Source organism: Streptomyces sp. NPDC101776 (assembly GCF_044766845.1).
Classification (GTDB): Bacteria; Actinomycetota; Actinomycetes; order Streptomycetales; family Streptomycetaceae; genus Streptomyces.
The window spans coordinates 992,178-1,004,053 of sequence record NZ_JBIWMV010000002.1 but is presented as its reverse complement, the minus strand read 5'-3'; the positions used below and the strand labels follow the sequence as shown (position 1 = coordinate 1,004,053).

The following is an 11,876-nucleotide window of genomic DNA, read 5'->3' as shown; positions in this document are numbered from 1 at the left end:
TCTGCGTCGATGCTTCTGGAATGTGCGCTTCTTGGCTGCGCGCGGGATCGGGCCCGACTACTTGATCAAGTAGATCGTGGCGAAGAGGCCGATCCAGACGACATCGACGAAGTGCCAGTAGTAGGACACGACGATGGCCGCGGTCGCCTGTTCGTGAGTGAACCTCTTCGCCGCGTAGGTACGTCCGAGGACGAACAGGAAGGCGATGAGGCCGCCCGTCACGTGCATGCCGTGGAAACCGGTGGTCAGGTAGAACACCGAGCCGTACGGGTCGGAGGACAGCGACAGGCCGTCCTTCTTCACCAGCTCCGTGTACTCGAAGATCTGACCGCCGATGAAGATCGCACCCATCACGAACGTGATGATGAACCAGCCCCGGAGCTTCTTCACGTCCCCGCGCTCGGCGGCGAAGACGCCGAGCTGGCAGGTCAGCGAGGAGAGCACCAAGATCGTGGTGTTGGTCGCGGAGAACGGAAGGTTGAGATGGCTCGCCATCTCCTTCCAGTGATCCGGACCGGTCACCGATCGCAGGGTGAAGTACATCGCGAAGAGGGCCGCGAAGAACATCAGCTCGGAACTCAGCCAGATGATGGTTCCGACGCTGGTGAGGTTCGGCCGGTTGACCGACGGGTGCGCGTGCCCGGTTTCTACTGTCGTTGCTGTCGCCACGACCGACATTATGTCGGTCGCTTATCCCGCCCTCACTCCGGGGGGTGCCGTTCGGAGTGTCCGCAGCGTGTGTACTGCCCGTATGGCCCATCGCAGGGGTGTTCCAACAGGTGTTGACGGGGTGTTCAAGGGAGTAGCATCCGCGCAACGGACCTTGGGAGGAAGAATGCAGGCGACCGCCACGGTGCTGGTCTACAGCGATGACTCCAACACCCGCGAGCAAGTCCGGCTGGCTACCGGGCGCCGGCCGGCTCCGGACGCGCCGTTGGTCGAGTTCCTGGAGTGCGCGACGCAGGCGGCGGTCGTCAAGGAGCTGGACCGGGGTGGGATCGACGTCTGTGTCTTCGACGGGGAGTCCGCGCCGATGGGTGGCATGGGGTTGTGCCGCCAGGTGAAGGACGAGGTGTTCAACTGCCCGCCGGTGCTGGTGCTCATCGGGCGGCCGCAGGATGCGTGGCTGGCCACGTGGAGCCGGGCGGATGCCGCGGTGACCCTGCCGGTGGATCCTGTCGAGTTCGCTGCCTCGCTCGCCTCTCTGCTGCGTCACAAGCGGGCCTTGAGCGCCTAGTGGGGTGGGGCGCGAGGCAGTTGGCGACTGCGGGCTCTCCGTGGGTGGTCGCGCCCGCGCGGCGGAGCCGCACATGTCACAGCCCCGCGCCCCTGGGTAGGTCGCCCCTAGGTGGGTCACACTGACTCGGGGCGGAGTCTCGCCGCGTCTTCAGGCCTTGGTCCATCCGGTGTTCCGCCCACCAACGCGCTGCCGCCCCGCCATTTCTTCCAGCCGAGGTTCCAGTCGCCGTAGCCGTTGCCGAAGGGTTCCATGTCGTCGCCTTCGGAGTTGACGACCTTGACGACGTCGCCCTCGTGGATGGTGTCGAAGAACCACTCGGCGTTGCTGGTGCTCATGCCGGTGCAGCCGTGGCTGACGTTCGCGGAGCCCTGGGAGCCGACGGACCAGGGGGCCGCGTGGACGTACTCGCCGCTCCAGGTGACGCGGGTCGCGTAGTACACGGGGAGGTCGTACGAGTCCGAGGAGCCCTCGGAGATGCCGACGGTGGTACCGCGCATCCGTACGAAGTACTCCTTGCCCAGTACGACCTTGACGCCGTTTCTGGTCTCGAAGCCGGGCTTGCCGGTGGTGACGGGGATCTCGTTGATCTCCTCGCCGTTCCGGTAGACCGTCATCTCGTGGGACGAGGCGTCCGTCACGGCGACGATCTTGTCGCCCGTGGTGAGCTTGAGCCCCTTCGAGGCGCCGCCCCGGAGGCGGTCGCTGATCTTCACGCCGTCGAGGTCGCTGCGTACCTGGACGGTGGCGTGGGCGGGCCAGTACTCCTTGGGGCGGTAGTGGAGTTCCTTGTCGTCCACCCAGTGCCAGGCGCCCTCCACCGCGGGCACGGAGTCCACCCTGAGGGCGCGTTCCACGATGGCCCGCTGCGCCTTGTCCTTGACGGGCATGTTCAGTTCGGCGGTGACCGGCTGGCCTACGCCGTACGTGCCCGCGTCCGGACCGAACTTGACGGTCAGGCTCTTCTTGGCGGTCGGCCTGGTGGTGTCGAAGGTGAGGACCTTGCGGCCGGGGGCGCCGTCCTCGTCCTCCGTGCTCACCCGGACCGTGTAGCGGGCGTTGGCGGCCAGCGGGGAGGTGCTGTGCCAGCGGGTGCCGTCGGCGGTGAGTTCGCCCGTGACGTAGCGTCCCGTGGCGTCCATGGCCGTGACGTCCGTGATCCGCCCGTCGTCGCCGTCGACGGTGACGACCAGAGGCTTGTCGGGGTCGGCCTTCTTGCCGTTGCCGGACGGGCCGTTGAAGGAGATCTGCCCGGCCGCGTCGTACGGCTCGGCCGACAGCGGGTTGCCGCCGCCGGACCCGCAGGCGGTGAAGCCCGCGCCGAGCGAGATCACCAGCAGGGTGCAGCCGACGACGGTGCGGGTGCGCGGTGTGTGGCTCATGAGCCGAGGCTATGAAGCTTCGTCAACGACGGCGCGGTGGGTGACTCGGACGAGGGACCCGCGTTACGGCAAAAGCACGAGCCCGGACCCTCCTGACGGAGTGTCCGGGCTCGTGAGGGCTCAGCGCGTGCTACTGGGTGCGGTCTTCACCGCGGTAGTACTCGAAGACCCAGCCGTACAGGCCGACCATGATGATCGGCGCGGAGAAGTAGAGCAGCCACCAGCCGATCGCGATCGACAGGAAGGCCAGTGCGCCACCGACACCGAGGGCGAGGGGCTGCCAGCTGTGCGGGCTGAAGAAGCCCACCTCGCCGGCCTCGTCCGCGACGTCGGCCTCCTTGTTGTCCTGTGCGAGGGTGTCGATCCGCCGGGCCGTGAAGCCCAGGTAGAAGCCGATCATGATGCACAGGCCGAAGGCCATGAAGAGGGCCGTGGTACCGGCCGCCTCCTTGGACCAGTAGCCGTAGACCACCGCCATGACCAGCACGAAGACGGCCAGCCACATGAACATCCTGCCCTGGACCTTCACTTGCCCGCCTCCTTGCCGCCGACGAGGGCCTTGTCAGCGTGATGCGCGTTCTCGAGCTGGTCGAGCGCGGCGATCTCCGGGTGGTGCAGGTCGAACGCCGGGGATTCGCTGCGGATGCGGGGGAGGGTGAGGAAGTTGTGCCGCGGGGGCGGGCACGAGGTCGCCCACTCCAGCGAACGGCCGTAGCCCCACGGGTCGTCGACCTCGACCTTCTTGCCGTACTTGGCCGTCTTCCACACGTTGTAGAGGAACGGCAGGATCGACAGGCCGAGCAGGAAGGAGCTGATCGTCGAGATCGTGTTCAGGGCGGTGAAGCCGTCCTGCGCCAGATAGTCGGCGTAGCGACGCGGCATGCCCTCGGCGCCCAGCCAGTGCTGGACCAGGAAGGTGCCGTGGAAGCCGATGAACAGCGTCCAGAAGGTGATCTTGCCGAGGCGCTCGTCGAGCATCTTGCCGGTCATCTTCGGCCACCAGAAGTGGAAGCCGGAGAACATCGCGAAGACGACCGTACCGAAGACCACGTAGTGGAAGTGGGCGACGACGAAGTACGAGTCCGAGACGTGGAAGTCCATCGGCGGCGAGGCCAGGATGACACCGGTCAGACCACCGAAGGTGAAGGTGATCAGGAAGCCGGTGGCCCAGAGCATCGGGGTCTCGAACGATAGGGACCCCTTCCACATCGTTCCGATCCAGTTGAAGAACTTCACGCCTGTCGGCACGGCGATGAGGAACGTCATGAAGGAGAAGAACGGCAGCAGCACTCCGCCGGTGACGTACATGTGGTGGGCCCACACCGTCACGGACAGGCCGGCGATGGAGATCGTCGCGGCGACCAGGCCCATGTAACCGAACATCGGCTTGCGCGAGAAGACCGGGATGACCTCGGAGATGATGCCGAAGAACGGCAGGGCGATGATGTACACCTCTGGATGGCCGAAGAACCAGAAGAGGTGTTGCCACAGCAACGCACCGCCGTTGGCAGCGTCGAAGACATGTGCCCCGAATTTTCGATCCGCCTCCAGCGCGAACAGCGCGGCGGCGAGGACGGGGAAGGCCAGCAGGACCAGGACGGCGGTCAGCAGCACGTTCCACACGAAGATCGGCATGCGGAACATCGTCATGCCCGGTGCGCGCATGCAGATGATCGTGGTGATGAAGTTGACCGCGCCGAGGATCGTGCCGAAGCCGGAGAAGGCCAGACCCATGATCCACATGTCGGCGCCGATGCCCGGCGAACGGACCGCGTCCGACAGCGGCGAGTACGCGAACCAGCCGAAGTCGGCCGCGCCCTGCGGGGTGAGGAAGCCGCCGACCGCGATCGTCGAGCCGAACAGGTAGAGCCAGTAGGCGAACATGTTCAGCCGCGGGAACGCCACGTCGGGCGCGCCGATCTGCAGCGGCATGATCCAGTTCGTGAAACCGGCGAACAGCGGCGTCGCGAACATCAGCAGCATGATCGTGCCGTGCATCGTGAACGCCTGGTTGAACTGCTCGTTCGACATGATCTGCAGACCCGGCCGGGCGAGCTCGGCACGCATCAGCAGCGCCATGACGCCGCCGATCAGGAAGAACGCGAACGACGTGACCAGATACAGCGTGCCGATCGTCTTGTGGTCGGTGGTGGTGAGCCACTTGATCACGACGTTACCGGGTTGCTTGCGCCTCACCGGCAGCTCGTCCGCGTAATGGGACTCTGCCGCGGCGGCACCCTGAGGTTCGTTGAGGATGCTCACAGGTTGTTCGTCTCCCGGTTCTTCTCGTGGCTCGTCTGCGCGATGCCAGCGGGGATGTAACCGGTCTGCCCCTTCTTGGCAAGGTCCTTGAGGTGCTGCTGGTAGCGCTCCGGCGAGACGACCTTCACGTTGAACAGCATCCGGGAGTGGTCGACGCCGCAGAGCTCGGCGCACTTGCCGAGGTAGGTGCCCTCCTTGTTGGGAGTCACCTGGAAGGCGTTGGTGTGGCCCGGGACGACGTCCATCTTCATCAGGAACGGCACCACCCAGAAGTCGTGGATGACGTCACGTGAGGTGAGGACGAAGCGGACCGTCTCGCCCTTGGGGAGCCAGAGGGTCGGACCCGGGTTGCCGGTCTGCGGGTTCTTCGAGGCGGGCGTACCCACGTCGTAGACACCGCCGGCGTTCGCCGGGAACTCCTTCTTGAACCGGTCCGGAATCGCGGCCAGGTTCTTGTCCGTCGTCGCGTCACCACTGACACCGTCGACGTTCTCGATGTAGTTGAAGCCCCAGCTCCACTGGAAGCCCACGACGTTGACCGTCACATCGGGCTTCTTGTCGAGGCTCAGGAGCTTCGTCTCGTCTCGGGCCGTGAAGTAGAACAGCACGGAGACGATGATGAGCGGGACCACCGTGTACAGCGCCTCGATGGGCATGTTGTACCGGGTCTGCGGGGGGATCTCGACCTTGGTGCGGCTGCGCCTGTGGAACATGACGCTCCACATGATCAGGGCCCACACCAGGACACCGACGGCGAGCGCGGCAGCCCAGGATCCCTGCCACAGGGAGAGGATCCGCGGACCCTCCTCCGTGGTCGGGGTGGGGAAACCAAGGCGAGGAAAGTCCTTGGATGTGCAACCGGTCGCGGTAGCCAGGACCAGGCCCGCAGTCATCGCCTGCAGCAGCCTCCGCCGCATCGGGCGCCGCGACGTGGGGGTACCACCCGCGCCCTTCAGGCAGCGGGGGAGGTCGGAGCCGTTGGGACTCACGTAGCGCCTTCCCGAGAGTCTCGCCCGCGCGGATTGGCTGCGGCCTGCCTTCACGCGGGTCGGTCGCCGCCCTGCGTCGGGCAGGGGTTTGGATGTTTATGCGGACCAAACCCTAGCCGACGCCCTCCGGGGGTTCGCGGGGAGGGTGGCATACGCGCCGCCCGTTACTCCTTGCGCCTAATAGCTCGCGGGTTCAGGTGATTTGGGCGGGTGCGGCGTGCGTTGTGGTTGCTCGCGCCCCGCGGCGGAGCCGCTGTGTCACAGTCTCGCGCCCCTTTGTAGCCCGCCCTCGTTTTAACGTTGGCGTGTGTCCTACTTTGATGCCGCCTCCGGCCATCCCCTTCATCCCGTAGCGCGGCAGGCGCTGTTGGCGTCATTGGACGAGGGGTGGGCGGACCCTGCCCGGCTGTACCGGGAGGGGCGTAAGGCACGACTGCTGCTGGATGCCGCGCGCGAAGCGGCTGCCGAGGCCGTCGGGTGCCGTCCCGACGAATTGGTGTTCACCGCCTCCGGTACTCGGGCCGTACACACGGGAATTGCGGGGGCTCTGGCAGGGCGGCGGCGCGTCGGGCGTCACCTGATCGTGTCAGCGGTTGAACACTCTTCCGTGCTCCATTCGGCCGAGGCGCTGGTCGCGGAGGGCGGTTCGTCCACCGAGGTGCCCGTGGACCGTACGGGGGCGGTGAGCGTGGCGGCCTACGCGGACTCCCTCCGGTCGGACACCGCGCTGGCGTGTCTTCAGTCGGCCAACCACGAGGTGGGGACCGTGCAGCCGGTCGCCGAGGTGGCCGAGGCGTGCCGGGCGGTGGGAGTGCCCCTGCTGGTCGACGCGGCGCAGTCGCTGGGGTGGGGACCGGTCGAGGGCGCCTGGTCGCTGCTCACGGCGAGCGCGCACAAGTGGGGCGGGCCGGCCGGGGTCGGGCTGCTGGCGGTGCGCAAGGGAGTACGGTTCGCGCCCCAAGGGCCCGTCGACGAACGGGAGTCGGGCCGCGCCCCCGGCTTCGAGAACATCCCCGCCGTCGTGGCCGCGGCGGCCTCCCTGCGCGCGGTCCGCACGGAGGCGGCCCAGGAGGCGCTACGGCTACGGGAGTTGACGGAGCGGATCCGGGCGCGGGTGCCGCGGCTGGTGCCGGGGGTGGACGTGGTCGGCGATCCGGTGCGCCGGCTGCCCGGGATCGTCACCTTCTCCTGTCTCTACGTCGACGGGGAGAGCCTCCTCCACGAACTGGACCGCGCCGGCTTCTCCGTCTCCTCCGGCTCGTCCTGTACGAGCAGCACGCTGACGCCCAGCCATGTACTGAAGGCGATGGGGGTGCTGAGTGAGGGGAATGTGCGGGTGTCGTTGCCGCTGGGGGCGACGGAGGAGGACGTCGAGCGTTTCCTCGCGGTGTTGCCGGGGGCGGTGGCGGGGGTGCGGGAGAAGTTGGGAGCGCAGCCGCCGATGACTGTCGTAGAAGAAGGAGAGGACTCCCTCGTCGTGGACGCCCTCGGCAAGCTCTGCCCGATCCCCGTGATCGAGCTGGCGAAGGTCATCGGCGATGTACCGATCGGCGGCACGGTCAAGGTCCTGTCCGACGACGAGGCGGCACGGCTGGACATCCCGGCGTGGTGCGAGATGCGGGGCCAGGAGTACGTGGGGGAAGAGGAGGGCCCGGCGTACGTGATCCGCCGGACCAGCTGACGCGCCTTCTCTTCTTTTAGGGGCGCGGGGCTGTGTCGATATGCGGCTGTCGCCGCGTGTGCACGACCAGCCCCCACGCACCCGCACCCGACCAATCAGCCCAGGTACTTACGAACCTCCACCGCCGCGTCGTCTCCGTACGCCTTGGTGAACCGGTCCAGGAAGTGCACCCTCCGCAACTGGTACTCCTGCGTACCGACAGTCTCGATGACCAGCGTGGCGAGCATGCACCCGACCTGCGCCGCCCGCTCCAGCGAGACCCCCCACGCCAGCCCCGAGAGGAACCCCGCGCGGAACGCGTCGCCGACACCCGTGGGATCGGCCTTGCGCTCCTCCTCCGCGCAGCCGACCTCGATCGGGTCCGCGCCGACGCTCTCGATGCGGACGCCGCGCGCGCCGAGGGTGGTGACGCGGTAGCCGACCCTCGTCAGGATCTCCTCGTCGCTCCAGCCGGTCTTCGACTCGATGAGGCCCTTCTCGTACTCGTTCGAGAAGAGGTACGCCGAACCGTCCAGCAGGATGCGGATGTCGTCGCCCTCCATGCGCGCGATCTGCTGGGAGAAGTCCGCGGCGAAGGGGATGGAACGGGTCCGGCACTCCTCCGTGTGGCGGAGCATCGCCTCGGGGTCGTCGGCGCCGATCAGGACCAGGTCGAGGCCGCCCACGCGGTCGGCGACGGTCTTCAGCTCGATCTGGCGGGCCTCGCTCATGGCGCCGGTGTAGAAGGAGCCGATCTGGTTGTGGTCGGCGTCGGTGGTGCACACGAAACGGGCGGTGTGCAGCGTCTCCGAGATACGGACCGAGTCGGTGTCGACGCCGTGGCGGTCGAGCCAGTCGCGGTACTCGGCGAAGTCGGAGCCGGCGGCGCCGACCAGGATCGGCGCGGTGCCGAGCTGGCCCATGCCGAAGGCGATGTTGGCCCCGACGCCGCCCCGGCGTACGTCGAGGTTGTCGACCAGGAAGGAGAGCGACACCGTGTGCAGCTGGTCCGCGACCAGCTGGTCGGCGAAGCGGCCGGGGAAGGTCATGAGGTGGTCGGTGGCGATGGAGCCGGTGACTGCGATGCGCACGGCGAGGACTCTCCTGAGGGAGGCTGCGTTGACAGTTCACGCTACCCGGTCGGCGCGGCGGCTCTGAAGCGGCCAAAACTACCCGATAGTAGATCTTTCTTCGCGAGGCCGAGCATGCCTACGGTGCCGCTATGACGAACCTCGAAGTCGATGGCTCCGTTCCGGTCGATGTTCCGGTCGGTGTTTCGGTCAACGTTCCGGTCACCGTTTCGGCCCATCTCGAAGGCGAAGGTGCGGCGGACCTCGCGGCGCTGCGCGGCGACTGCGCCCGGATGGCTCCCCACTGGACGGTGCCCGACCGGATCGTCTCCCTTCCGGTGTCCCCGTCGCTCATCCACGGCGTGTCGGTGCCGTCGAAGTCCGCTCGGCTGCTGGACGGCATGTCGGAGTACGGCGACTGAGTTCCGGGCCCGTCGGCTCGATCGGCGCGTTCAGGGGAACCGCGCGCTCCCCCGCTGCGTCCCATCGCTGTCCCCCGTAAAGGGGATGCGGGATACGACCCTTCTGCCTGCCCCTTTGACAGGGCCGGGTCAGGGTCAAGGGACAGTTGCGCAGCCGAAGGAGCGATGCGGTGAACACCGAGCGACCCGACAACGACGACACGACCGGCACGGCCGGTGACGTGCGGGGCGTGGGGGACGCCGCGAAGGGCTCCGCCGAGGGGCCGGCGGATGGGAGTACCGGCGTAGCGGCCGGGGCGGGGAGTGGTTCCACGGCGGCTGGTACGGGGGGCGGTTCTACGGCGGCTGGTGCGGAGGCCGGTCACAGTCGGCCGGACGAGACCGGGCACTCGGTGTCCGACGTAGAGGCGGACCTCGCGAAAACCGGCGCCGCAGCGCCCGAGGCTGACGCGGACGAGCCGGAAGCAACCAGCGCCACGACAACCGCCGCCACCCCCGCAGCACCCGCCCCGGAAGCCGATCCAGCGTTGCCCGGCGCCGAAGCCACCCACCCAGAACAGTCACATCCGGCAACCCCCGACACGGACCTCCCCCTCCACACCCACTCCCCCGAACCCGAACCTGACCCCGCAGAGAGTCACCCCACCCGATCCCGCTCCCCCCTCGTCATCGCCTCCGTAGCCGCCGCCGTGCTGCTCGTCGGAGGGGGTGGGGCGTATCTCGCGTCCTCCTCGTCGTCCTCGTCGTCCTCGTCGTCCTCGTCGTCCTCGGGAGGTTCAGGGGACGGGACGGGGTCCGCGGCCTCCGGTGCGGACGGGACTCCGCCGCCGCTCGCGCTCGACGGGTACTCGGCGGGCGGCACCGGTGGGATCGCGGTCGGGGAGCCGAATCCGTACGGCCAGACGTACCGCGCGGCGGGCACGCTGCCCGGTGGGCCGAAGTCCGCCGCTGTCTACTCCGCCGAGGGCACGGTCACCAAGGACGATGTCGCCCGGCTCGCGAGGGCGCTCGGTGTCGTGGGGACACCGGTCACCGAGGGGCTGTACTGGAAGGTGGGCGGGCAGGACGCGAGCGGTCCGAGTCTGCAGGTGAACAAGGCGGCGCCGGGCATGTGGACGTTCAGCCGCTACGCACCCGGCACCGACGACTGCACCGGCTCCACCCTCAAGTGCACGCACGATCCCGGCGCTTCGACCACCACCCCGGTGAGCGCGGCCGTGGCGAAGAAGGCCGCCGCCCCGATCCTCAAGGCCGTCGGCCAGGACGACGCGAAGGTAGACGCGAGCCAACTCATGGGCGCGCAGCGGGTGGTGAACGCCGAGCCGGTGATCGACGGACTGCCCACACAGGGGTGGACCACCGGGCTCACCGTCAGCGCTCAGGGTGAAGTGGTCGGCGGAAGCGGGCAGTTGGCGGAGCCGGTGAAGGGCGACGTCTATCCCGTGCTGAGCGCGGACAAGACGCTGGGCCTGATGAACGCGGCGCCGAAGTCCGATCACCGTATGGGCATCGGCGGTTGCGCCAGTCCCGTACCGCTGAAGGACCGGCTGGAGGCGCCCTGCGGACAGTCCACCGACGCCGCCTCCGCCTCCGCCACGCCCACACAGGCCGCGGCCACCGTCGAGCACGCGGTGTTCGGGCTCGCCGCGCACTCCGTGAACGGGCAGCAGACGCTGGTGCCGTCGTGGTTGTTCGAGGTGCGGGGGTCGAGCGGGCAGGACGACTACACCGTGACGTACCCGGCGATCGACCCGACGTATCTGGCCTCGGCCGACACGCCCACTCCTACGGCGAGTTCGACGTCCACCGCGGCGCCGCACGACGTCAAGGCGGATGGTTACAAGGCCGACGGGAAGAGTCTCACCGTGGCCTTCACCGGCGGGGTGTGCGACGACTACAAGGTGTCGGCCGTCGAGAGTTCGGACAAGGTGACGGTCACGGTGACCGCCACGCCCTGGCCGAACAAGGTCTGCATCCTGATCGCCAAGATGTACCACCAGACCGTGCAGTTGAAGGCGCCGGTCGGTGACCGCGCGGTCGTGGGACCGGACGGCACGAAGATCCCCGTGGAGCAGAGGGTGGACGTGGGGGCAGGACCCTCGCTGGCCCGCTGAGAGCCGTACGGACACCGGAAAGGCGCGCACGGACTCCGGAAAAGGGGCCCGTACGCGCACCCGAAAAGCCCGAAGGCGGCGGCCCTGTCGGAGGGGGCCGCCGCCTTCGCCTTGCTGCTCAACCGCCTCGCGGGGTTTAGCTGAACGAGTCGCCGCAGGCGCAGGAGCCCGTCGCGTTCGGGTTGTCGATCGTGAAGCCCTGCTTCTCGATGGTGTCGACGAAGTCGATGGAGGCGCCGCCCAGGTACGGGGCGCTCATCCGGTCGGTGACGACCTTGACACCGCCGAAGTCCTTGACGACATCGCCGTCGAGGGAGCGCTCGTCGAAGAAGAGCTGGTAACGCAGGCCGGAGCAGCCGCCGGGCTGGACAGCGACACGCAGGGCCAGATCCTCACGGCCTTCCTGGTCGAGCAGGGCCTTGACCTTCGCCGCGGCGGCGTCGGACAGAAGGATGCCGTCGGTGACGGTGCTGGTCTCGTCCGATACGGACATCTACATCTCTCCCGGGTTGTACGGAGACTGCTTGCCGACATGTCAACCGGCGTGGCCGCGGATTCATTCCGGGCCGGGTGGCGTTCTTTTCGCCTGTATCTCTTCTGCTCTCCCATCCATGCTCGCACACCCCCGCAAGGTCCCTCGCCGGGCGCATGTCGAGCGACCGCCGGGATTGATGTCACATCGACGCTATCGGCATCGTCAAACTGACATGAAGCAGTTATGATAGATAACGTCAATTCGA

General features: G+C 67.9%; 11 protein-coding genes. 4 read left to right on the top strand and 7 right to left on the bottom strand.

Features of this window, described 5'->3' with window-relative positions; all coding sequences use genetic code 11:
• Positions 1–57 precede the first annotated feature (57 nt).
• Positions 58–678, bottom strand: a complete 621-nt coding sequence (locus ACIRRY_RS10270) for a heme-copper oxidase subunit III (protein WP_019067823.1) — start codon at positions 676–678, stop codon at positions 58–60.
• A 157-nt stretch (positions 679–835) separates the two neighbouring features.
• On the opposite strand from ACIRRY_RS10270, the gene ACIRRY_RS10265 reads away from it, so the two are divergent.
• Positions 836–1,237 (top strand): hypothetical protein, encoded by a 402-nt coding sequence (locus ACIRRY_RS10265; protein ID WP_200685468.1) that lies wholly within the window; start codon positions 836–838, stop codon positions 1,235–1,237.
• Between the two features lie 116 nt (positions 1,238–1,353).
• Here the strand turns inward: ACIRRY_RS10265 and ACIRRY_RS10260 are convergent, their stop codons facing one another.
• The 4 genes from ACIRRY_RS10260 to coxB all read right to left on the bottom strand — a co-directional run bounded on the left by ACIRRY_RS10260 (position 1,354) and on the right by coxB (position 5,870).
• Entirely contained in the window at positions 1,354–2,619 is a 1,266-nt protein-coding gene (locus ACIRRY_RS10260) for an Ig-like domain-containing protein (RefSeq protein WP_403970213.1), read from the bottom strand.
• Between the two features lie 130 nt (positions 2,620–2,749).
• Positions 2,750–3,148: a cytochrome c oxidase subunit 4 gene (locus ACIRRY_RS10255; RefSeq protein ID WP_403970210.1), complete on the bottom strand. Its 399-nt coding sequence runs from the start codon at positions 3,146–3,148 to the stop codon at positions 2,750–2,752.
• Positions 3,145–4,881, bottom strand: coding sequence for a cytochrome c oxidase subunit I (gene ctaD / locus ACIRRY_RS10250; RefSeq protein ID WP_393042638.1), 1,737 nt, complete (start codon positions 4,879–4,881; stop codon positions 3,145–3,147). The genes ACIRRY_RS10255 and ctaD overlap by 4 nt, the downstream gene beginning before the upstream one ends.
• A complete protein-coding gene (gene coxB / locus ACIRRY_RS10245) occupies positions 4,878–5,870 on the bottom strand; it encodes a cytochrome c oxidase subunit II (protein WP_403970206.1) in 993 nt (330 codons plus the stop codon). Before coxB ends, ctaD begins: the two co-directional genes overlap by 4 nt.
• Positions 5,871–6,177: 307 nt before the next feature.
• Between coxB and ACIRRY_RS10240 the strand changes: the two genes are divergently transcribed.
• On the top strand, positions 6,178–7,551 hold the full coding sequence (locus ACIRRY_RS10240) for a cysteine desulfurase/sulfurtransferase TusA family protein (protein ID WP_403970203.1): 1,374 nt from the start codon (positions 6,178–6,180) through the stop codon (positions 7,549–7,551).
• A 95-nt stretch (positions 7,552–7,646) separates the two neighbouring features.
• Here ACIRRY_RS10240 and ACIRRY_RS10235 read toward each other — a convergent pair whose 3' ends face one another.
• On the bottom strand, positions 7,647–8,621 hold the full coding sequence (locus tag ACIRRY_RS10235; protein ID WP_403970200.1) for a carbohydrate kinase family protein: 975 nt from the start codon (positions 8,619–8,621) through the stop codon (positions 7,647–7,649).
• 131 nt (positions 8,622–8,752) lie between these two features.
• On the opposite strand from ACIRRY_RS10235, the gene ACIRRY_RS10230 reads away from it, so the two are divergent.
• Both ACIRRY_RS10230 and ACIRRY_RS10225 read left to right on the top strand, forming a co-directional pair.
• Complete coding sequence (locus tag ACIRRY_RS10230) at positions 8,753–9,022, top strand: hypothetical protein (protein WP_403970198.1); 270 nt, start codon at positions 8,753–8,755, stop codon at positions 9,020–9,022.
• 170 nt (positions 9,023–9,192) lie between these two features.
• Positions 9,193–11,136, top strand: coding sequence for a hypothetical protein (locus ACIRRY_RS10225; RefSeq protein ID WP_403970195.1), 1,944 nt, complete (start codon positions 9,193–9,195; stop codon positions 11,134–11,136).
• Between the two features lie 136 nt (positions 11,137–11,272).
• Here ACIRRY_RS10225 and ACIRRY_RS10220 read toward each other — a convergent pair whose 3' ends face one another.
• The gene (locus ACIRRY_RS10220) at positions 11,273–11,629 is read right to left on the bottom strand and encodes an iron-sulfur cluster assembly accessory protein (RefSeq protein WP_019065032.1); all 357 of its coding nucleotides are present in this window, start codon (positions 11,627–11,629) and stop codon (positions 11,273–11,275) included.
• Positions 11,630–11,876 lie beyond the last annotated feature (247 nt).